Origin of the sequence: Bacteroides sp. AF25-38AC, assembly GCF_003602995.1 — a bacterium.
GTDB classification, from domain to species: Bacteria; Bacteroidota; Bacteroidia; order Bacteroidales; family Bacteroidaceae; genus Bacteroides; species Bacteroides uniformis.
On record NZ_QTMD01000022.1, the window covers coordinates 53,654 to 75,887 of the forward strand.

A 22,234-nucleotide genomic window follows, 5' to 3' on the forward strand; every position below is an offset into this window, starting at 1 on the left:
AAAACTAACTAAGAGGAGAAAGTTTTGAGAAAGATTCTATTCATCATATTATTCGTTTTTTCTATTGGGAATGCCGGGGCGCAAGCAACAAGCGATTCCATTGTCATGAATTACTTGAAGGAAATGGGCGCCCCCGTCACTTATAACAATGAAGTGAAATTGCTGATGACCGGCCATGACAAGTTCGTCGATCTCTTCGAGAATATCCGCCATGCCCGGCATCATATCCATTTGGAATACTTCAACTTCCGCAACGACTCCATAGCCAATGCCTTGTTCAGCCTTCTGGCAGAGAAAGTCAAGGAGGGAGTTGAAGTCCGCGCCATGTTCGATGCCTTCGGCAACTGGTCCAACAACCAACCATTGAAAGAACGCCATCTGAAATCCATCCGCGCCCAAGGCATCGAAATCGTTAAGTTCGATCCTATCACTTTTCCCTGGGTGAATCATGCCATACACCGCGACCATCGGAAAATAGTAGTGATTGACGGAAAGATAGGTTATACCGGCGGCATGAACATTGCCGACTACTACATCAACGGATTGCCTAAAATCGGTAAATGGCACGATATGCACATACATCTTGAAGGAGATGCCGTGCGCTATCTGCAGGGCATCTTCCTGACCATGTGGAACCGGGAAACGGGACAACACGTAGGTGGACCTGCCTACTTCCCGGATACTCAGCAACTGCCCGACAGTATTGCCGAAGAAATAGCCATCGTGGACCGCACGCCACGCGAAACACCACGCTCCATCAGCCATGCCTATGCAGCTTCCATACAAGCCGCACAGAAGAGCATCCGAATCGTGAATCCTTATTTCGTTCCGACCAAATCAATCCGCAAGGCAATCAAGAACGCACTGAAAAAAGGTACTGAAGTGGAAATCATGATACCTGCCGTGTCGGACATAGCCTTTACTCCGGATGCCTCATTCTACATAGCACACAAGCTGATGAAGAAAGGAGCCAAGATATATCTCTTCAACGGCGGCTTCCACCATTCCAAGATAATGATGGTAGACAGCACTTTCTGCACGGTGGGTACTGCCAATCTCAACAGCCGCAGCCTGCGCTATGACTACGAGACAAACGCTTTCATCTTCGACCCCAAGATCACCAATGAGCTGAATGCCATGTTCGAACGGGACGTGCAAAACAGTACACTGCTCACTCCCGAAGTCTGGAAAAAGCGTTCCGGATGGAAGAAATTCGTAGGCTGGGTGGGGAACTTGATGACCCCCTTCCTCTAATTTTTAATTATTAATTATTAATTATTAATTAATTCCCCTACCTTTGCGTTCGGATAAAAACAGAGCTACATCATGAAACAATATTTAGACCTGCTGAACCGCGTACTGACCGAAGGCGTAGAGAAAAGCGACCGTACGGGTACCGGCACCATCAGCGTATTCGGCCACCAGATGCGTTTCAACATGGATGAAGGCTTCCCCTGCCTTACTACCAAGAAGTTGCATCTGAAATCAATCATATACGAACTGCTATGGTTCCTCCAAGGAGACACCAATGTGAAATATCTTCAGGACAACGGTGTACGCATCTGGAACGAATGGGCGGACGAAAACGGTGACCTGGGACATATCTACGGGTATCAATGGCGCTCCTGGCCGAACTATAAAGGTGGATTCATCGACCAAATCAGCGAAGCTGTAGAAACCATCAAGCACAATCCCGACTCACGCCGGATTATAGTCAGCGCATGGAATGTAGGCGATTTGGACAACATGAACCTCCCTCCCTGCCACGCTTTCTTCCAGTTCTATGTCGCCAACGGACGGCTGAGCCTGCAACTGTACCAGCGTAGTGCGGACATTTTTTTAGGAGTGCCCTTCAACATTGCTTCCTATGCCCTGCTCCTGCAGATGATGGCGCAAGTTACCGGACTGAAAGCCGGAGATTTCATCCATACCTTAGGAGACGCCCACATCTATCTGAACCATCTGGAGCAGGTAAAGCTCCAACTATCTCGTGAACCGCGGGATTTGCCGCAGATGAGAATCAATCCGGATGTGAAAAACATCTTCGATTTCAAGTTCGAGGATTTTGAGTTGGTCAACTATAACCCGCATCCGCATATTGCAGGAAAAGTGTCGGTATAAATCCTACAATAAAAAGATAGAAAGAGAAAAGAATTTTACACACATATGATTAGTATTATCGCCGCAGTAGATAGAAAGAGAGGTATCGGTTATCAGAACCGGTTGTTATTCTGGCTTCCCAATGATTTGAAGCGTTTCAAAGCCCTCACCACGGGAAATACCATCATCATGGGCCGAAAGACCTTTGAATCTCTCCCCAAAGGCGCGCTTCCCAACCGCCGCAACGTTGTTCTGTCCACTCAAAAAGATTTGCTCTGTCCCGGTACAGAAGTTTTTCCCTCATTGGAAGAAGCACTAAGCAGTTGCCAGCCCGACGAACACGTCTACATCATCGGCGGTGCAAGCGTTTATCGCCAGGCACTCCCCTTTGCAGATACCCTCTGCCTGACCGAAGTGGATGCAGAAGCCCCTCAGGTGGACGCCTACTTTCCCGAAGTCGCTCCGACTGTATGGCAAGAAAAAAGCAGGGAGTCCCATCCCGCAGATGAGAAGCATCCCTGCCCTTATGCATTCGTCGATTATATCCACCGGTAAAATTAATCTTCCTCTTCTTCTACCGTTATAGGCATCTGCCGCTTGATGGCTTCGTGGAAAGAAATCAAGGTTTCCGTACGCGCCAGTCCCAGCGGCTGCAACTTATCATGTATGATGCTCAGCAAATGATGGTTGTTGCGGGCATAAAGCTTTATGAACATATCATACTTGCCCGTTGTAAAATGGCATTCCACAATCTCGGGAATAGCTTCCAATGCTCTCGTTACAGCATCAAAAGAAGCAGGATCCTTTAGATAGATACCGATATAGGCGCATGTTTCATATCCTATCTTCTCCGGATCAATCACATATTCAGAACCTTTCAATATACCTAAGTTTGTCAGCTTTTGAATGCGCTGATGAATGGCTGCTCCCGATACATTACAAGCTCTGGCCACTTCAAGAAAAGGAATGCGTGCATTATCGGCTATAAGTTTTAAAATCTGTTCGTCTAAAGTATCCAATTGATGATGTCCCATTTCAAATTCTAATGATTAATAAATTACTATATCTCCCGCATATCTATACGGCAACATGCAAAGTTAGCTATTTTTTCGCCAATAAAAATACGGTTTATAACTTTTCTTGCAAAAAAAAGAATAATACCGCATATCAGGCATTTCAAAGTGCATATGCAAAATTCCATCTCGCATGACCGGAAAATTGCAGATGAGCTTTAAAGATATTATCTTTGTAGTAGCAATAATAATGAACCGTTATGAAAAAGTATTCCTTATTCCTATTATGCCTGATGGCAGCAATATCCTTGCATGCCCAAAGTTTTGCCGATTATTTTGCAGATAAAACCCTGCGTGTCGACTATATCTTTACCGGAAATGCAGCCAAACAAGAGATATGCCTGGACGGATTGTCTTGTCTCCCCTCTTGGGCAGGAAGGAAGCATCATTTATCTGAGTTGCCCCTGCAAGGAAACGGACAAATCATTATGCGAGATGCAGCCAATGGCAGCGTAATCTACAAAACATCCTTTTCTTCGCTCTTCCAGGAGTGGCTGGAAACGGATGAAGCCAAAGCGGTGACCAAAGGATTCGAAAACACCTTTCTCCTTCCCTATCCCCTCCGTCCTGCAGAAATAGAAATAACACTTCTCGACCCGCGTAGAAATGTACGGGCAAGCATGAAACATACGGTCAGTCCCGACGACATCCTGATACATCAGAAAGGTACTGCCCACATCACACCACATAAATATCTGCTGCAAAGCGGCAATACGGCCAAATGCATCGACGTAGCCATCCTTGCAGAAGGATATACTCCCGAAGAGATGCCGGTATTCTACGAAGACGCAGCCATTGCCTGCGAAAGTCTGTTTGCCCACGAACCCTTCCGGTCCATGAAAAAGCACTTCAACATTGTAGCAGTGGCCAGCCCCTCCGAAGACAGCGGAGTAAGCGTACCACGCCTCGGAGAATGGAAACGGACAGCATTCAGCTCTCATTTCAGCACATTCTATTCAGACCGGTATCTGACAACCTCCCGTGTCAAATCCATACACGATGCGCTGGCGGGAATACCGTATGAACACATCATCATCCTTGCCAATACGGAAGAATACGGAGGCGGTGGAATCTATAATTCCTATACCCTTACTACCGCCCACCATCCCATGTTCCGCCCCGTTGTGGTACATGAGTTCGGGCATAGCTTTGGCGGACTGGCCGATGAATACTTCTACGACAATGACGTGATGACAGATACCTATCCACTAGATGTGGAACCCTGGGAACAGAACATCAGCACAAGAATCGATTTCACTTCCAAATGGAAAGATATGCTTGCTCAAGGAACTCCCGTTCCTACTCCCTCTTCTGAAAGTGGAACATATCCCGTAGGCGTATATGAAGGAGCTGGCTATTCTGCCAAAGGCATCTACCGTCCGGCAGACAATTGCCGCATGCGCACCAATGAATACCCTACTTTCTGCCCGGTCTGCCAACGGGCCATCTGCCGCGTCATTGAATTTTATACTGAATAAAAACAAACTAAACTAAAAGAACTTATGATCAGACTTCAACGTATTACAACAGCTGACACAGACTTGTACAGCTACATGGAGAAATTAATGACTCAATCGTTCCCTTCAGAGGAGTACCGGGAACTGGAGGAATTGCGCAAGTATACAGATACCAAAACGCACTTCTATAACAATATCATCTTCCATAACAACACCCCGGTAGGTCTCATCACTTACTGGGATTTCGGACATTTTTACTATATAGAGCATTTTGCCATTGACCCCGCACAGCGTAACGGCGGATATGGAAAGAGCGTACTAAACCATTTATGCCAACTCTTAAAACATCCCATCGTCTTGGAAGTGGAAATACCCGAAGAAGAAATGGCTAAACGCCGCATTAACTTCTATCAACGGCAAGGATTCTCCTTATGGGAAAAGCCCTACCAACAACCACCCTATAAAACAGGCGACAACTACCTGCCTATGCTCATCATGGCCTATGGAGATATAGAATGTGGAAAGGATTTTGACTCTGTAAAGGAACACATCTACCGCGAAGTATATAATGTGAAATCTTAAAAACCCAATATACTTAAAACAATAAAGGTCGTTTCAACAAATGAAACGACCTTTATTATATCATTAAACTAACTTTTACTGACGCGGTTGCGCAGAATAGTTAATCTTCAAAGCATAAGCCTTACGAAGCGCTTCTTTGATATCTGTTACGATACCCATTTTCGTATCTTGGTCAACTTTCAAAGACACTGTCATCTGCGGCTGATCTTCTTCCTTCATACTGGCACGTTCACCAATAATGTAATCTTGAATTTCAGCAACTTCAGCATAGCTGTCGTTCAACTGGATACGGCTCTCATTACCTAACTTCTTACGAAATTCGGCAGTAGGTTTTCCTACATAGATAAACGTAACCAAAGACTTCTTTTCAAGTTTCTCCAATTCTGTAGCTTGCGGAACCTTAAACTCAACCTTCAATGTTACCTCACGCATCGTTGTTACAATCATGAAGAAGAACAACAAGGTGAAGATAAGGTCAGGCAGAGAAGAAGTGTTCAACGCCGGCATTCCACGTTTACCAGTCTTATTAAATTTTCCCATTACTTCTTTTCTCCGTACTTTTTAGGTTCTGCCTCAGAAATCTTCTGAGAATAAATTTCACGAATTGCATCTTGTTGTTCTTGATCCAACTCCATATAATTCTTCTGCCACTTTTCCTGAGCCAATTCATCACGCAACTCGTTATAAGCTGCTACCAACTCATTCTGTACAGACATATATGCTTTGTATGAAGAAGCACGGTCACAACGCAAAGAAATCACATGGCCTTCCGTCACTTGTACTGTACCGAAGAAAGGAACATTCTTAGAAATCTTTTCCGGTTTTGTATCTTCGTTATACGGATTGGCAATAAATTCTTTTGCTTTTGCACGCAATTGGTCAACAGTAATATAATCATTCCCGCACATTAACTGGTCCTGCATGTTCAAGAAGACTTGCAATACGTTGCGTTCCTTCTTCTTTGCATCGTCCAACTTCTGGTCCTTTTCCGGTGGAGGCGGCAAACGTCTTGCCAAACCACGGTCGGTATCCATAGATGTTGTAATCAAGAAGAAAATCAGCAACAAGAAAGCGATGTCCGCAGTAGAACTTGAGTTAATTTCAGGAACTTCTCTTTTCTTTTTAGCCATTGTAATTATATCTTTAAATTGAGTTACCTCAATTGATTATGATAATTTTTTCTTAATGCTACTAAAAATGATTGCCAAGACTGTACCAGCAAACAAGATATAGATAGAATAAAGGAACATGTCAGTAAGCTTCAACCAGAAAGGTACGTTCTCAGTTCCGCTATAACCCGGAATAACAAGTGGTTCTTCACTACCCATAGTCCAAGAAATAACAACAACTGCAACCAATATAACCAAACCAATCAAAGATTTCAACGCTGCTCCCGGATTGTCTTTCAGTGCAGCTCCAAATTGGAACAAAACACCAACCACGGTAGCAATAATAGCTACAAAGAACAGAATGTACATCAAATAAATCAATGCGTCTGTATGAGCCGGTTGCCACATTTCTGCGTCAACGCTTGCCAACACTGCATCGCCCTGAGCATCTCCACCGAAGAAGAACATGCCCAACACTACCAAGATGATAGCGAACATGACATACAGTGCATAGTATGATACTTTATATGATAACTTAGCCATCTTAATTATTTTTTGTATTTCAAGTCATATTTGATAACCATATCCAACAGAGAGATAGAAGAATCTTCCATTTCGCTGGTCAAAGCTTCAATCTTAGCCAGGATGTAGTTATAGAATACCTGCAGAATCAAGGCAACGATCAAACCGAAGATAGTTGTAATCAAGGCAACCTTCATACCACCTGCTACAACCGTCGGAGAGATATCACCTACCTGCTGGATCTTATCAAATGCCTGCACCATACCGATTACAGTACCCAAGAATCCCAAAGACGGAGCCATAGCGATGAACAGTGTAATCCAAGAGCAACCTTTTTCCAGGTAACCAGCTTGTACACCACCGTAAGAAACTACTGACTTTTCTACTACGTCGATACCTTGGTCAATTCTCATCAGACCTTGATAGTAGATAGAAGCGATAGGACCTCTAGTGTTACGTGCGATGTCTTTAGCAGCTTCAACGTCACCTTTTTCCAAAGCAGCTTCAATAGCAGCCAAGAACTTCTTTGTGTTGATTTCAGCCAAGCTCAAATAAATGATACGTTCAATACAGAATGCAAGACCGATAACCAATGCGATAGCTACCAAACTCATGAAAGATGCAGTACCTTCAATAAACTTAGTTTTGAGTTCTTTGTGGATACCACCTTCTGTAGCTTCCATAGCGGCAGGAGCAGCAGCGTCAGCAGCAGGTGCTACAGCTGCTTGTTCAGTTTGTTCAGCTGCAGGAGCATCTTGAGCCTGAGCAAGTTGAGTTGAGCCAAATGTTAAGACTCCCATCACAGCAACAATTGCAAATAACTTTTTCATTGTGTGTCTAATTTTTAAGATTAATTAATTAATTTATTTATTATAATTTGTTGTTTTATCTCCATTTTATCACACTGCGGAGAGACGGGGATTCGAACCCCGGATACCCTTTAGGGGTATACACGCTTTCCAGGCGTGCCTCTTCAACCACTCGAGCATCTCTCCAATAGACGCCTTTTCTGAAATCGGGTGCAAATTACAAAAAAAATGCGAACCACCAGCGTTTTCAGCTACAAATGTATTCTTTTTTTTGTTGTTCTGCCTCATTCTCCCCGTTTTATATTAAATAAAATCTCAAAATTAATAAACTTTAAAATCTTAAAGAGCTTATTTGAGCATTCCGAACACTTTTAAAGCGTTATCAGAAGTAACCTGGGCCACCTTTTCAGGAGAGTTCCCATAGATTCCGGCCACCTTTACCAAAGTATCCTTAACATATGCGCTTTCGTTCCTCTTGCCTCGATTGGGAACCGGAGTCAGATAAGGGGAATCGGTTTCCAGCACGATGCGTTCCAAAGGAATATTCTTCAAGACTTCGGGCAAAGTTGATTTCTTGAAAGTCACCACACCATTTATTCCTATCATGAAATCCGCAAATTCCATAATCCTGCAGGCCTCTTCCGAGGTTCCCGTAAAACTATGGAAAATTCCTTTCAAAGGAGTCTGCTGATAGGGTTTCAACACATTATATATATGGTCAAACGCTTCCCTACAATGCAGCACTACCGGCAAACCGTATTCCAAAGCCCACTCAATCTGCTTGTCCAACACCCTTTGCTGCTCTCTAAGAAAAGTCTTATCCCAATACAAGTCCATACCAATCTCGCCAACCGCAACAAATTCATTCGGTGAAGCCAGCTCCCGGGCCACTATTTCCAACTCCTTTTCATAATCCGCACCCACAGAGGTAGGGTGCAATCCAATCATCGGATAGCAATACCCTTTATATTCACGGCACACCCGAAGCATAGGTCCTATGGTGGTACTATCGATATTGGGCATAAAAATATGCGTGACTCCTGCCTCACGGGCACGAGCCATCACTTGAGGCAAATCCTCTGCAAACTCTTCTAAAAAAAGATGGGAATGTGAATCAATCAATCTCATTCTTCAACTTACTCTTTGCGTTTCTCACCGGTACGGTAATAATAGATTATTCCATAATCACGGCATAAATCCAAACGTTTCTCATTGGGAGTGACCTCCTCGAATTTCTTTTCAACCTGGTTCCATATATCCAAAATCAAACCATCCGCCTCTGCACGCATCGAAGCCAAGGTGTCCAAACTGCGGGCTGTCAAAGATTGAAGATTCTTTTGCTTCTCATAACTATCCATGAAAATATCATAATGCACCCTCACTTTTGCAATCGTAGGGTTATAAATGGGAATTCCTCCCTGGGATATACGTTTGTTTTCCCCATCCACGATTTTACGCCCCCACTCTGCCAAGGCAGGCTCTGTCGATAAATCAGGCACATTATTGTTGCTTGTGTCCAAACCGTAATATTCCTTATGAGCAATACGCACTTCAGAACGGATGACAGCTAAATTCAACACCTGGATAAAATGAGAAATATACAGACGGGCAGTCTTTACATTAGCCTGATGCTTACGTCCCGCCCGAGCCTGCCGCTCAAAACAGTCGGCATAATAAGCTTGCGCAGCTTCAAACTTTGTAAGAAAATTCCGCGCATCAGTCAACGCCTTCAAAGATACGGCCAAATCATACACATTACATATATCACCCTTGACGACCACTGCTTTCAGCGCCCGTATTCTCGCTTGATCTGTATTAGGCAATCTTCTATAAGGCATTTTCTCCCGGATTTAAAGTTATACTTCCCGATGCATCAGGTTAGCCATCAGGTTCTTCAATTCCTCTTTCTTTTCATCTGCCACCTTCACCGCCAACAGACTTTCCATTGCGCGTTCACAATACTCTTCCATCTTTTTCTCACACAGTTCCTTGACGCCAATCCGGTTATACAGTTCCGTCACCGCAGCAACTTTCTCCTCCGGGTTGAATGCAACAGCATCCACCCAAGCATTCAAGCGGGTCAACTGCTCCTCATCCGCATGTTCAAAAGCCTTTATCAGCATGTAGGTCTTTTTATTGCACAGAATATCACCTCCAATATTCTTTCCAAAGACGGCAGCATCGCCATAAACATCCAGGAAATCATCTTTCAACTGAAAAGCGACACCCAAGTTCATGCCAAAATCATACAACTGCTCCGCATCTTCAGAAGAAGCCCCTCCCAAAAGAGCGCCAATCTTCAAGCTTGCAGCCAACAATACCGAAGTTTTCAGACGAATCATTTCCAGATACTCCTCTGCCTTCACATCCTTCCGATGTTCAAACTCCATATCCAGCTGCTGTCCTTCACAGATTTCCAGTGCAGTCAGGCTAAATATATCCATCACCTCTTTCAGGTGTTCAACCGGGCATTGAGCCATAAACTGATAAGCTAATACAAGCATTGCATCCCCCGAAAGGATGGCAGCATTGTCATCCCAAACTTTATGTACCGTCTCCTTACCACGGCGACGGTCTGCACGGTCCATCAAGTCGTCATGCAAAAGAGTATAATTATGATACACTTCAATCCCCGTTGCAGGGTTAAAAATACGGGTAATATCCTCCTGATACAGATTGTAGGCCATCAACATCAATACCGGACGGATTCTTTTTCCGCCCATGGACAACACATAGGTAACGGGAGCATATAAACCTTGAGGAGTACGGGTAAACTGCAATTCTGCAATATGAGAATTTATTCTTTCTAAAAGCTCGGAAGCTGTAAACATGGCATTTTCAGAATTTAGGGAATAGCGGATAATGAAAAGAGGCTGCATTCCGGCAGCCTCTCCCACTTATAGATATTTTATTACTGCAATCTAAACATTACAGGCACGGTATACTTAACACGAACGGGTTTACCACGCTGCATACCGGGTTTCCACTTCGGCATGCCCATAATCACGCGGACAGCTTCTTTGTCCAAATACGGGTCAACGCCTCTCAGAACTTTAGCATCTACGATACTACCGTCCTTATTAACCACGAACTGTACAGTTACACGGCCTTGAGTTCCGTTTTCCTGTGCAATAGTAGGATATTTAATATTCTTGCTCAAATACTGCATCAAACCAGCCATACCACCATTCGGGAACTCAGGCATCTGTTCTACCACCTCGAAAATAGTCTGTTCTTCCGGTTCTTCCTCTTCCACTGCTACGGGAACATATTTGATTTCCACTGCCTGGTTCAATTCTTCAGAAGATACAATGGCCGTTTCTTCCACGTCAGCATCGTCTTCAACGATAGTCAACGTCTCTGCAATTGAAGGGGCTTCGGGAGGCGGAGGAGTAACCTGCTCCGGCTGTTCTGTAATAGGGATGATTTCCTCTTCAAAAAATACGTCGGTAATAGCCTGGCTCGTGTCAATCTTGATGTCACGCTTTGTCCACTCGAACGCAACAAACATGAAAGCGAGCACGATTACATAACCGACAAGCAGCCAAGTCGACTTCTTACTCTCCAGGTCTGCCTTAGGTGATTTCTTAATTTCCATAATTTATAATATAATTTTAGTGTTTCTCATTTGGGGCAAATATAGCACTTTTCCCAAGAATGTTCACGCTCTGCTGTTTTTTTTTACACAATAGGCGCTCCATTTTCATTTTTTTAATCCTTCAAAAACCTCCATGTGCTTTTGTGCCACAAATGTAACGAGATATTTTAAAAATACCGTATCTTTGGCAAGAATTTTAAATGAAATATTGAAATTTTCTGTTTTGCAGGTGTTATACCTATATAACTATAGCATAAAAGTCATGAAAAAGATAACAATAGCAATCGACGGTTTTTCCTCTTGCGGGAAAAGCACTATGGCCAAAGACCTCGCCCGCGAAATCGGTTACATATATATAGATAGTGGTGCCATGTATCGGGCAGTAACATTATATAGTATAGAGAATGGTATTTTCCAGGGTGACCGCATAGATGCCGAAAAACTGAAAAGTCTAATAAAGGATATACATATTTCTTTCCGCCTGAACCCCGAAACCGGACGCCCAGATACCTACCTGAACGGAGTAAATGTAGAAAACAAAATCCGTACCATGGAAGTATCTTCACGTGTCAGCCCCATTGCAACATTGGATTTCGTACGCGAAGCTATGGTAGCACAGCAACAAGAGATGGGCAAGGCCAAGGGTATCGTTATGGATGGGCGCGACATCGGCACTACCGTTTTTCCGGATGCCGAGCTGAAAATTTTTGTAACCGCCACCCCCGAGATACGGGCACAACGCCGCTATGACGAACTAAAGGCCAAAGGGGAAGAAGCCAGCTTTGACGAAATTCTGGAAAATGTGAAACAACGGGACTATATTGACCAAAACCGGGATGTAAGTCCGCTGCGCAAAGCTTCTGACGCTTTATTGTTGGACAACAGCCACCTGAGCATTTCCCAACAAAAGGAATGGCTGGCGGAACAATTCGAACGGGTTATAAAGGAGAAGAACTGAACCGGATATGGCAAAAGTAGAAATAGACGAAGGCTCCGGCTTCTGTTTCGGAGTTGTCACCGCAATAAACAAGGCAGAAGAGGAACTGGCGAAAGGAGGAACCCTCTATTGTCTGGGAGACATCGTGCACAACAGCCGTGAAGTGGAACGCCTGAAGGCAATGGGGCTGATTACCATCAACCATGAGGAATTCAACCACCTCCACAACGCCAAAGTGCTGCTGCGTGCTCATGGAGAGCCCCCTGAAACTTATGACATTGCCCGCCGCAACAATATAGAAATCATTGACGCAACCTGCCCGGTCGTACTCCGCCTGCAAAAGAAGATTAAGCAAGAGTACGTCCAGGAAGACAACCGCGACAAGCAAATTGTCATCTATGGCAAAAATGGACACGCCGAAGTACTGGGTCTGGTAGGACAAACCACCGGAAAGGCCATCGTCATCGAAAAGCAGGAAGAGGCAAGGAAACTGGATTTCAGCAAAGACATCCGTCTCTACTCCCAGACCACAAAGTCTCTGGACGGATTTCAAAACATTGTGAAATACATAGAGGGACATATCTCACCGAAAGTCACTTTCGAGTCCTATGACACTATCTGCCGACAAGTGGCAAACCGGATACCTAATATCCGGAAATTTGCAGCTTCCCATGATTTAATATTCTTTGTCAGCGGCAAAAAAAGCTCTAACGGCAAGATGCTGTTCAGTGAGTGTAAAAAAGTCAATGCCAATTCACATTTGATAGACAGTGCCGAAGAAATAGATAGTTCTCTGTTAGCCGGTGCCAATTCCATCGGTGTCTGCGGAGCCACTTCCACCCCCAAATGGCTGATGGAAGAAATTTCAGAAGCCATAAAGTCAAAACTTAAATAACAGTTTGTCATCCTTTTGGAACAGCAAATTAACGTAATTTATTAGTCACCGCCTCAGCTTTTTACTATCTTTGCGGCATGAAAAAATAGTCCAAATCTATTTTTCATCATGATTATTAATACTAAACAAAAAGATTGTTATGGGAACAGTTAAGTGCATTGGTATCTTGACATCAGGAGGTGATGCTCCGGGAATGAACGCAGCCATACGTGCCGTGACACGTTCGGCTATTTACAACGGACTTTCAGTTAAAGGTATATATAGAGGTTACAAAGGTCTGGTAACCGGCGAAATCAAAGAATTCAAAAGCCAAAATGTCAGCAACATCATCCAGCTGGGTGGTACAATCCTGAAGACAGCCCGCTGCAAAGAGTTCACGACTCCCGAGGGCCGCCAGATTGCTTACGACAACATGAAGAAAGAAGGCATTGACGCCTTAGTGATTATCGGAGGCGACGGTTCGCTGACCGGTGCTCGTATCTTTGCACAAGAGTTTGACGTGCCTTGTATCGGGCTGCCGGGAACTATCGACAATGACCTTTATGGAACAGATACCACTATCGGCTACGACACCGCGCTGAACACGATCCTGGATGCTGTGGACAAAATCCGTGATACAGCCACTTCCCATGAGCGCTTGTTTTTCGTAGAAGTCATGGGACGCGATGCCGGTTTCCTCGCTCTGAACGGCGCCATCGCCTCCGGAGCAGAAGCAGCCATTATCCCGGAATTCAGTACGGAAGTGGACCAACTGGAAGAATTCATCAAGAACGGTTTCCGGAAATCCAAGAACAGCAGTATCGTACTGGTAGCCGAGAGTGAACTGACCGGCGGTGCAATGCACTATGCAGAGCGTGTAAAGAACGAATACCCCCAATATGACGTACGCGTAACCATCCTCGGTCACTTGCAACGCGGTGGTAGCCCTACGGCACACGACCGTATCCTTGCCAGCCGTCTGGGCGCAGCCGCCATCGACGCCATCATGGAAGGACAGCGCAATGTCATGATAGGCATTGACCACGATGAAGTGGTATACGTTCCCTTCACGAAGGCCATCAAGAATGACAAACCCATCAAGAAAGACCTTGTAAATGTATTGAGAGAACTGTCTATCTAATGACAGACTGTTCAGATACCCCATAAACAGAGAAGGCGACATATGCGCCTTCTCTGTTTTTTACAACCATTTTTTCACTATACTTTCCGTCCTCTCCCACAGTTCTTCCATCTGTACATGCCGGGTGTACTTCTCCGAAAGAGACTTGGGACGGCAACTGGCATTCAATGTACCCGTACGTTTACCGGCATCCTCATCCAGCAATAAGCCGACAGCCGTTGCAGCTCCCTTACGGGGAGTACGGATGAAAGGCCTGAAAAGTATATCTGTCAGCGGGTCAAACCACATATGCATGGTGATGATATTGGTAGACACAATCCCCGGGTCGGCCGCATTCACAACAATACCTTTGTGTTTGACGCGACTGGCCAAGTCGATGGTGAACAGAGTCAATGCCAGCTTCGTGTTGCTATATATAGGAATGCGCCAAAAGCCACCCTTCCTTCCCCGGAGGAAAAAATCCGGAAAGTCAAGATGACCGATGGCATACGTACAAGATACCATATTCACAATACGGCTCCCCTCTCCCATCAATGGCAGCAGCTTGCGGGTCAGCAGGTAAGGCCCTACATAATTGACACTCACCGTCCGTTCCAGTCCGTCTTCGGTAATGCGGCGTTCCGTTTCCATGGTTCCGGCATTGTTCATCAGCAACGCCAACGGCTCTCCCCGCTTCAACAGATGCTCTGCAAATGCGGCCACTGAAGCCAGAGATGCCAAATCAATGGGAGCAGTCTCAATACGCGGATTACCGGTTTCACGCATCAGCAGTTGCCGCTTGGGTTCGGCAGCTTGGGGGTCACGGCATGCCATGATGACCTGATAGCCGGCAGTTGCCACTGCGCGGGTAATTTCCATGCCCATGCCACCGTCTGCCCCGGTTATAACAGCTAAATTCACTTTAATAATTAAAAATTGAAAATTAAAAACTAAAAATCAGCCTTTCGCTTCGATTTTCTCTATCTCCCTTTTCAGACAAGGTGGAAGCTCCTCCTTCAAATGCTGATGGCATGCCATCTCGATGGAATACATCCGGGCAATGCAATAATTACTATGCCGGCAGTTGCAACGTGCATTCTCTTCGGCACGCATGCGGTTGACAAACCCCGGCTCATTGAGCAGAGCGCGCGCCATTTGCACAGCTTCGAAGCCGTCATCCAGCACCTCATCTATCTTGTCCCTGGAAACCAGGCCACCCACATAAACCAACGGTATCTTCAAGGCGGCACGGAATTTCAAGGCATCTTCCAGGAAATAAGCTTCCTTAAACGGTACGCTCGGTATCATCCATTTGCCTACCATGCGTACACCGTATTTCAACCACCAGCAGGTCATGTAATGCGTCATGCTGCGGATAGGCATTTCGCCCCGCATGACATACATCGGCGCCTTACTGACAAACCCACCGCTCAAGACCAGCGCATGTGCTCCCGACTGCTCCAGCCTCCGGGCCACCTGCATCGTCTCGTCCAGCTCCATCCCTCCACGGAAACCGTCGCGCATGTTCATCTTCACCAGCACAGCCATATCACTGCCGGCAGCCTTCATCACTTCTTCCATCACCATATCCATAAAACGCATACGGTTCTGCAACGAGCCTCCGAACTCGTCTTTCCGATGGTTGGTGGACGGGGACAAGAACTGGCTGATGAGATAGCCATGCCCTGCATGAATCTCTACAGAATCAAATCCGGCCTCCCGTGCCAGATTCACCGAACGCCCATAAGCACGCGCCATCTCCGGCAGCTCATCGGCACGCAGTCCGCGCACAAAGGTAGGAGAGTAAAGATTGAAACCAGAAGATGCGCCGACGGGCATACAACCGCAAATACTCTTATGGGACATATTGCCACAGTGTCCCAACTGGATGCCTGCCGCAGCCCCCTCCGCATGTATGGCATCAGTCAGCCTACGGAGTCCGGGGATAATCTCAGGACGCATCCACAACTGGCGGTCAAAAGACAAGCCGCTCTGAGTAACTGCCGCATAAGCAACAGTAGTCATACCTATACCTCCCGCCGCTACCGACCGATGATAGTCGAGCAACATGTCCGACGGAGCGTTTCCGGGACACATGCTCTCGAAAGCAGCCGAACGAATGGTACGGTTACGCAAGGTCAACGGTCCGAAAGTGACAGGGGTGAATAACTTGGATTCCATCGTTATGAGTTATGAGTTATAAGTTATAAGTTATGAATTATTCATTTTCCATTTTCAACTCTCCATTTTCCATTAATAAAGAAATGGAATGATGCGTTTGCGCTTTCCTACCGCCTCATCACCAAACTCCTCCCGATAACGGCGGTGAATGGCATCGGCACGGGGAACAAGGTTGGCAAACGTCCACCAGACGAACACCCAGGCAGCGGGAGAGGCTGTGAGTATGGCAAACCCCGTCCATTCCACCAGCTCACCGAAGTAATTGGCAGAAGTGACGTATCGGTAAAGCCCTTTTCCGGGAAGATAATGCTTCGTATCACCCGGCCTGCGCAGATGACGTATCACATAGTCAGAATGCAAATTGACGAACATACCCGCAAAAAACAGAATGATTCCCAACAAGGCATGAGGTTTCAGCAAATAGGCCCAGCCATCGGCATACAAGCCTTCGGGAGCGAAATAGAACAAACCGCCCGCCTGCATCATCCCGTTCAAAAGGTTGAAGACGATACCCATCGCCATAATAGCTACCGGCATCCGGCTTTTACCTTTCAGCAGGAACGGAAAAATAAAGGCCCGCTGAAGATAGTGCAACTGAAACAGCAGGAAGAAGAAATATACCGGCACGGCAAATCCCGCTCCACTCTTCCCCCACAACCCAAACATGACGATGAATACCGGCGCTTCCATAAGCACCCACGCCAGTTTATTATTGATGGAGATTCCCCACGAGGCAGTACGGAACATGCCATAACCCGCTTTGACAAAATAGAGCGCAATAAAGACAACCAATGCCACAGCACTCATTACCCACAGAAATATCTGAAAAGTTTCCTGATTCATAGTTCTTTATTTATGCGAAGCAAAGATAAAGAAAACTCACAACAAACAAATCGTTTTCCCCGGATAATTGTTTTTTCATACAAAAACCAGTGTTTTTTACTGAGAAGATTAAGCAGTAGAGATACGAAAATCTAATCGTTCCATCATGGAGTAAATTTCATTCCACCATGGAGAAAAAATCGTTCCACCATGGTGGAACGATTTTTTCTCCGTGATGGAACGATTTAAAAGATACAAGTCTAATCCTTACCGTTTCTTAATGGGCACATAAGTCACCTCATCCAAAACATTCTTATAGGCAGGACGGATAATACGCTTACCTTCAAAGTTCAATTCTTCATTGCGATGTGCACACCAACCGACAATACGTGCCATAGCAAACAAAGGCGTGAAGATTTCCTGCGGCAGTCCAATCATCTCGTAGACAAAGCCCGAATAGAAATCCACATTACTCGAAACCGTCTTGCCATTATTCTTCACACGGCCAAACACATCAATGGCGCGCTCCTCGAGCAGTTCAAGGAAAGCGAACTCGCGTTCTTTCCCTTTTTCGCGGGCAAGGTCGCGGGCAAGCTCTTTCAGCAGAATGGCGCGCGGGTCGGAAATGGTATAGACGGCATGTCCGATACCATATATCAAGCCGGTCTTGTTATAGGCTTCCTTGTTGAGCATGCGGGTGAAGTAAGTATCAATCTCATCCACATTCGTCCAGTCCTGAATGTTTTCCTGCAGATGGTGGAACATATCGGCAACCTGGATATTGGCACCTCCATGAAGCGGCCCTTTCAAGGAACCGATACCTGCCGCTATCGAAGAGTAAGTATCCGTCCCGGTAGAAGAAGTGACACGTACGGTAAAAGTGGAGTTGTTACCACCACCGTGCTCGGCCTGAAGAACCAGCAGCAGGTCGAGCGTGCGGGCATCCAGCTCCGTGTAGTCCTTCTTCAGCATATAGAGGAAATTCTCGGCAATGGAAAGGTTTTCCTGCGGATGGCGGATATGCAGTGAACGGCCATGGGTGGCATGGCGAAGCATGTTATAGGCATACGCAATGATGGTTGGGAATTTCGAAATAAGCTCAATGCTCTGCCGCATCAGATTATCGCGGGAAGTGTCATCGGCATCCGGGTCAAAACGATACATCTCGAGCACGCTGCGCGCCAGGATGTTCATAATGTTGTTTCCTTCAAGTTCAATGATATTCATCTTGGTCTTCTGCTCCAGCGGCATGTTATCGTTGATGAGTTCACGGAAAGAAGAGAGTTCTTCCTTGTCGGGCAGGCGGCCGGAAAGCAGCAAGTAGGCAATTTCCTCAAAACCGAAACGCTTCTCTTTGATGATGGCGTGTGCCAAGTCATCCACATCATAACCGCGGTAGAACAATTTGCCGGGAATAGGCTTCAGCCCTCCACCGGGGATGCGTTCATAGCCAACCACATTGCCTATTTTGGTCAACCCCACCAAGACTCCCGTGCCGTCCTCATTACGCAAACCGCGCTTCACATCAAACTTCCTGAACAGTTCATTCTCAATCCGGGTAGCTTCCTTCAAATCTTCGGAAAGCTTGTAAATCAGATACTCCTTCTTCATAATCGTTTCGTTTTATTCGTTATTCCCATTTTCTATTCTCCTTACAATCTCCCGGGTGAAAGCCGAAGTGGACAGCGAGACGCCACCCGGCATAAAACGGGCCAAGTCGGCAGTAGCACGGGCTTCTGTGAAACTTTGCTCCAAGGCGTTCTCTATAAGAGAGGCTGCTTCCTTCCAACCCAGATATTCAAGCATCATCACAGCGGAAAGGATGATGGAACAGGGATTCACAATGTCTTTCCCGGCAATGTTCGGAGCCGTCCCGTGAGTAGCCTCAAAAATGGCATGCCCTGTTTTATAGTTGATATTCGCACCCGGTGCAATGCCGATGCCGCCTACCATGGCAGCCAGTTGGTCGGACACATAATCGCCGTTCAGATTCAACGTGGCAATCACGGAATATTCTTCGGGGATAAGCAACGTGTTCTGCAAGAATGCATCGGCAATGCAGTCCTTGATGACCAGACGCCCTTCTGCAAGTTCTTTACCAAACTCACGTTCTGCCAGTTCGTACCCCCACTTCTTGAAGCCGCCTTCCGTAAATTTCATGATGTTTCCTTTGTGTACCAACGTCACGGAAGGCAGATGATGCTCAAGGGCGTATTGGCAGGCGGCACGCACCAAGCGCTCTGTTCCTTCTCTTGAAACGGGCTTCACGCCAAACGAGGAGGTTTCGGGAAAACGGACTTTTGTCACCCCCATGTCATCACGGAGAAAACGATAGAACTTTTCAGCCTCCGGAGTTCCGGCTTCCCATTCGATGCCTGCATAAATATCCTCGGTATTCTCACGGAATACGCACATATCCACCTTCTGTGGCTCTTTGAGTGGAGAAACAATGCCCTTATACCAACGTACCGGACGTTGGCAGACATACAAATCGAGCGTCTGACGCAAGGCTACGTTCAAGGAACGGATACCTCCACCGACGGGAGTTGTCAAAGGACCTTTGATGCCCACCTTATAGGTGCGGAAGGCTTCCATGGTTTCGTCCGGCAACCAGGAGCCGGTTTCGTGGAAAGCACGTTCTCCTGCCAGCACTTCTTTCCATTCAATGCCACGCCGGTCACCATAGGATTTCTTGACAGCGGCATTCACGACAGCCTGCATGGATGGGGTCACTTCTGCTCCCACTCCATCGCCGGTAATAAAAGGTACAGTAATTTTTTCCATATTCTATCTTGCATTAAGTGCAGAACCGGCCCGGAACCAGGCTATCTGCTGTTCGTTATACGTATGTTGTACTTCAAAACTTTCTTTACTCCCGTCCTCGTGATGAAGAACCACCTTCAACGTACGTCCCGAAGCAAAATCTTTCAACCCCATGACAGAAATCAGGTCGCGTTCCCGAATCTTGTCATAATCGGCCTTATCCGTAAAGGTCAGCGCCAACATGCCTTGTTTCTTTAAATTCGTCTCATGGATACGGGCAAAGCTTTTCGCCAAAATGGCGCGTACATTCAGGAAGCGTGGTTCCATGGCAGCATGCTCACGGCTGGAACCTTCACCATAATTCTCTTCGGCAACGACAATGGAAGGGATGCCTTCTGATTTATACAGCTTCGCAGTGCCTGACACTGTTCCATAGGTATTGGTGGAGCGGTTCCAAACCTTGTTCGTCTCTCCATTGAAAGCATTGACAGCCCCCATCAGCATATTGTCCGAAATATTCTCCAAATGTCCCCGGAAACGGAGCCATGGCCCCGCCATAGAGATGTGGTCGGTGGTACATTTCCCTTGCACTTTAATCAATAAAGGCATATTCAGCAAGTCCATGCCATCCCAGGCAGGGAAGGGAGTCAGCAGTTGCAAGCGCTGTGAATGAGGATTGACCGTAATTTCCGTCTGTCCCTTGTTTGGAGCAATATATCCTTTTTGTCCTCCGATGAATCCGTGTGCCGGCAATTCCTCACCGACTGGTTCGGACAGTTTCACAACCTCTCCTTTGGCATTGACCAGCGTATCCCGCAAGGGGTCGAAACAGAGGTCGCCTGCAATGGTCAGCGCCATGGTAATTTCGGGAGAAGCCACATAAGCAAAAGTATTGGGATTGCCGTCGGCACGTTTGGCAAAATTACGGTTAAAAGAGGTGACGATGGAATTTTTGCGTTCGGGGTCATCAGTATGGCGCTTCCACTGGCCAATACAAGGTCCGCAGGCATTCGCCATTATCGTTGCGCCAATATCTTCGAAAGCGGCAATCATGCCGTCGCGTTCAGCAGTAGCACGTATCTGCTCCGAGCCGGGATTGACAATCAGCGGGGAAGCAACCTTCAAATTCTTTTCCTTTACCTGCCGGGCAAGGGAGGCCGCACGGCTCAAATCCTGATAGGACGAATTGGTGCACGACCCTATCAGACCGACTTCCATCCGGCGGGGATAGTTATTGGTTATCACTACCTCGGCAAATTTCGATATCGGTGTTGCTGCATCCGGCGTAAAGGGCCCATTGATATACGGTTCCAACAGCGAGAGGTCTATTTCAATGATGCGGTCGTAATATTTTTCCGGATTTGCCAGCACTTCGTCGTCGGCGCGAAGGTCGGCAGCTACGGAAACAGCCATTTTTGCCACTTCTTCACGTCCGGTAGCTTTCAAGTAGGTACCCATGCGCTCATCGTAAGGGAAAAGGGAGGTAGTCGCCCCCACCTCTGCCCCCATATTGCAGATGGTAGCCTTTCCAGTGGCAGACAACGAAGCGGTTCCCGGTCCAAAATATTCAATGATGGCATTGGTTCCCCCTTTTACAGTAAGAATACCCGCCAACTTCAGAATAACGTCTTTGGGAGCTACCCAGCCACTCAATTTACCCTTCAAGTGTACGCCTATCAGACGCGGCATTTTCAGTTCCCATTCCATGCCGGTCATCACATCCACCGCATCGGCACCACCCACACCAATGGCCACCATGCCCAAACCTCCGGCATTGGGCGTATGAGAGTCCGTGCCTACCATCATCCCACCCGGAAATGCGTAGTTCTCCAATACCACCTGGTGAATAATGCCTGCTCCCGGCTGCCAAAAACCTATGCCATAGCGGGAGGAAACATCACGGAGAAAATTATAGACCTCCTCGTTGGTCTTCGTAGCAGTCACGATATCTTCTTTTGCACCTTTATATGCTTGAATCAAATGGTCACAGTGCACAGTGGAAGGCACGGCAACCTGCTCACGGCCTGCATTCATAAATTGCAATAAGGCCATTTGAGCCGTTGCATCCTGCATGGCCACACGGTCGGGACGGAAATTCACATAGTCTTCTCCCCGTCTGTAGTTCTTCACTTTATCCCCATCATACAAATGAGCATACAAAATTTTCTCTGCTAAAGTCATCGGACGCCGCAGTACGTTCCGTACGCGTTCTATCTTCTCCGAATAAGCGGCATAAAACGTTTTGAGCATCGTTAAATCATATACCATAACCACTATTTTTTAGTTT

General features: G+C 46.4%; 23 protein-coding genes and 1 tRNA gene. 8 read left to right on the forward strand and 16 right to left on the reverse strand.

From position 1 onward, the window contains the following. Positions 1-24: 24 nt before the first annotated feature. The 3 genes from cls to DWY55_RS14960 all read left to right on the forward strand — a co-directional run bounded on the left by cls (position 25) and on the right by DWY55_RS14960 (position 2,655). A complete protein-coding gene (cls, locus tag DWY55_RS14950) occupies positions 25-1,254 on the forward strand; it encodes a cardiolipin synthase (RefSeq protein ID WP_005833088.1) in 1,230 nt (409 codons plus the stop codon). Between the two features lie 72 nt (positions 1,255-1,326). Further along, positions 1,327-2,121, forward strand: a complete 795-nt coding sequence (locus DWY55_RS14955) for a thymidylate synthase (RefSeq protein ID WP_005827101.1) — start codon at positions 1,327-1,329, stop codon at positions 2,119-2,121. Positions 2,122-2,166: 45 nt separating this feature from the next. Beyond that, positions 2,167-2,655: a dihydrofolate reductase gene (locus tag DWY55_RS14960; RefSeq protein ID WP_117878678.1), complete on the forward strand. Its 489-nt coding sequence runs from the start codon at positions 2,167-2,169 to the stop codon at positions 2,653-2,655. 2 nt (positions 2,656-2,657) lie between these two features. Here the strand turns inward: DWY55_RS14960 and DWY55_RS14965 are convergent, their stop codons facing one another. Beyond that, positions 2,658-3,134: an Lrp/AsnC family transcriptional regulator gene (locus DWY55_RS14965; protein ID WP_005827104.1), complete on the reverse strand. Its 477-nt coding sequence runs from the start codon at positions 3,132-3,134 to the stop codon at positions 2,658-2,660. A gap of 239 nt (positions 3,135-3,373) precedes the next feature. Between DWY55_RS14965 and DWY55_RS14970 the strand changes: the two genes are divergently transcribed. Both DWY55_RS14970 and DWY55_RS14975 read left to right on the forward strand, forming a co-directional pair. Next, positions 3,374-4,651 carry an IgA Peptidase M64 gene (locus tag DWY55_RS14970; protein ID WP_005833095.1) on the forward strand — a complete coding sequence of 426 codons (1,278 nt, stop codon included), beginning with the start codon at positions 3,374-3,376 and terminating at the stop codon, positions 4,649-4,651. A gap of 24 nt (positions 4,652-4,675) precedes the next feature. Continuing rightward, positions 4,676-5,212: a GNAT family N-acetyltransferase gene (locus tag DWY55_RS14975; RefSeq protein WP_005827111.1), complete on the forward strand. Its 537-nt coding sequence runs from the start codon at positions 4,676-4,678 to the stop codon at positions 5,210-5,212. A 75-nt stretch (positions 5,213-5,287) separates the two neighbouring features. Here the strand turns inward: DWY55_RS14975 and DWY55_RS14980 are convergent, their stop codons facing one another. From DWY55_RS14980 to DWY55_RS15020, 9 genes are all read right to left on the reverse strand, one after another. Further along, on the reverse strand, positions 5,288-5,752 hold the full coding sequence (locus DWY55_RS14980) for an ExbD/TolR family protein (protein ID WP_005827114.1): 465 nt from the start codon (positions 5,750-5,752) through the stop codon (positions 5,288-5,290). Further along, positions 5,752-6,342, reverse strand: a complete 591-nt coding sequence (locus DWY55_RS14985; protein WP_120178128.1) for an ExbD/TolR family protein — start codon at positions 6,340-6,342, stop codon at positions 5,752-5,754. Before DWY55_RS14985 ends, DWY55_RS14980 begins: the two co-directional genes overlap by 1 nt. Before the next feature lie 36 nt (positions 6,343-6,378). Further along, entirely contained in the window at positions 6,379-6,864 is a 486-nt protein-coding gene (locus tag DWY55_RS14990) for a hypothetical protein (protein ID WP_005827118.1), read from the reverse strand. A 5-nt stretch (positions 6,865-6,869) separates the two neighbouring features. Beyond that, a complete protein-coding gene (locus DWY55_RS14995) occupies positions 6,870-7,673 on the reverse strand; it encodes a MotA/TolQ/ExbB proton channel family protein (protein ID WP_005827120.1) in 804 nt (267 codons plus the stop codon). A gap of 77 nt (positions 7,674-7,750) precedes the next feature. Beyond that, positions 7,751-7,838: transfer RNA gene (locus tag DWY55_RS15000), tRNA-Ser, on the reverse strand. Between the two features lie 162 nt (positions 7,839-8,000). Beyond that, positions 8,001-8,780, reverse strand: coding sequence for a TatD family hydrolase (locus DWY55_RS15005; RefSeq protein WP_005827124.1), 780 nt, complete (start codon positions 8,778-8,780; stop codon positions 8,001-8,003). 8 nt (positions 8,781-8,788) lie between these two features. After that, positions 8,789-9,490, reverse strand: a complete 702-nt coding sequence (locus tag DWY55_RS15010; protein WP_005827126.1) for a hypothetical protein — start codon at positions 9,488-9,490, stop codon at positions 8,789-8,791. A gap of 18 nt (positions 9,491-9,508) precedes the next feature. Continuing rightward, positions 9,509-10,483 carry a polyprenyl synthetase family protein gene (locus DWY55_RS15015; RefSeq protein WP_034525526.1) on the reverse strand — a complete coding sequence of 325 codons (975 nt, stop codon included), beginning with the start codon at positions 10,481-10,483 and terminating at the stop codon, positions 9,509-9,511. Positions 10,484-10,563: 80 nt separating this feature from the next. Next, on the reverse strand, positions 10,564-11,250 hold the full coding sequence (locus tag DWY55_RS15020) for an energy transducer TonB (protein ID WP_005827130.1): 687 nt from the start codon (positions 11,248-11,250) through the stop codon (positions 10,564-10,566). A gap of 262 nt (positions 11,251-11,512) precedes the next feature. Here DWY55_RS15020 and cmk point away from each other — a divergent pair, with 262 nt between their 5' ends. From cmk to pfkA, 3 genes are all read left to right on the forward strand, one after another. After that, positions 11,513-12,208: a (d)CMP kinase gene (cmk, locus tag DWY55_RS15025; protein ID WP_034525522.1), complete on the forward strand. Its 696-nt coding sequence runs from the start codon at positions 11,513-11,515 to the stop codon at positions 12,206-12,208. Between the two features lie 7 nt (positions 12,209-12,215). Beyond that, positions 12,216-13,082 (forward strand): 4-hydroxy-3-methylbut-2-enyl diphosphate reductase, encoded by an 867-nt coding sequence (locus DWY55_RS15030; RefSeq protein ID WP_005827134.1) that lies wholly within the window; start codon positions 12,216-12,218, stop codon positions 13,080-13,082. Between the two features lie 139 nt (positions 13,083-13,221). Beyond that, the gene (gene pfkA / locus DWY55_RS15035; protein ID WP_005827137.1) at positions 13,222-14,202 is read left to right on the forward strand and encodes a 6-phosphofructokinase; all 981 of its coding nucleotides are present in this window, start codon (positions 13,222-13,224) and stop codon (positions 14,200-14,202) included. A 60-nt stretch (positions 14,203-14,262) separates the two neighbouring features. On the opposite strand, the gene DWY55_RS15040 is transcribed toward pfkA, so the two are convergent. The 6 genes from DWY55_RS15040 to DWY55_RS15065 all read right to left on the reverse strand — a co-directional run bounded on the left by DWY55_RS15040 (position 14,263) and on the right by DWY55_RS15065 (position 22,215). Further along, positions 14,263-15,102 carry an SDR family oxidoreductase gene (locus DWY55_RS15040; RefSeq protein ID WP_005827139.1) on the reverse strand — a complete coding sequence of 280 codons (840 nt, stop codon included), beginning with the start codon at positions 15,100-15,102 and terminating at the stop codon, positions 14,263-14,265. Positions 15,103-15,138: 36 nt separating this feature from the next. Next, on the reverse strand, positions 15,139-16,362 hold the full coding sequence (locus DWY55_RS15045; protein WP_008664036.1) for an NADH:flavin oxidoreductase: 1,224 nt from the start codon (positions 16,360-16,362) through the stop codon (positions 15,139-15,141). 72 nt (positions 16,363-16,434) lie between these two features. After that, positions 16,435-17,205, reverse strand: coding sequence for a DUF1295 domain-containing protein (locus DWY55_RS15050; protein ID WP_005827144.1), 771 nt, complete (start codon positions 17,203-17,205; stop codon positions 16,435-16,437). Between the two features lie 246 nt (positions 17,206-17,451). Beyond that, entirely contained in the window at positions 17,452-18,795 is a 1,344-nt protein-coding gene (locus tag DWY55_RS15055; protein WP_005833123.1) for a citrate/2-methylcitrate synthase, read from the reverse strand. Positions 18,796-18,807: 12 nt separating this feature from the next. Next, on the reverse strand, positions 18,808-19,968 hold the full coding sequence (icd, locus tag DWY55_RS15060; protein ID WP_117600023.1) for an NADP-dependent isocitrate dehydrogenase: 1,161 nt from the start codon (positions 19,966-19,968) through the stop codon (positions 18,808-18,810). A gap of 3 nt (positions 19,969-19,971) precedes the next feature. Next, positions 19,972-22,215 carry an aconitate hydratase gene (locus DWY55_RS15065; protein WP_035449120.1) on the reverse strand — a complete coding sequence of 748 codons (2,244 nt, stop codon included), beginning with the start codon at positions 22,213-22,215 and terminating at the stop codon, positions 19,972-19,974. Positions 22,216-22,234: the final 19 nt, after the last annotated feature.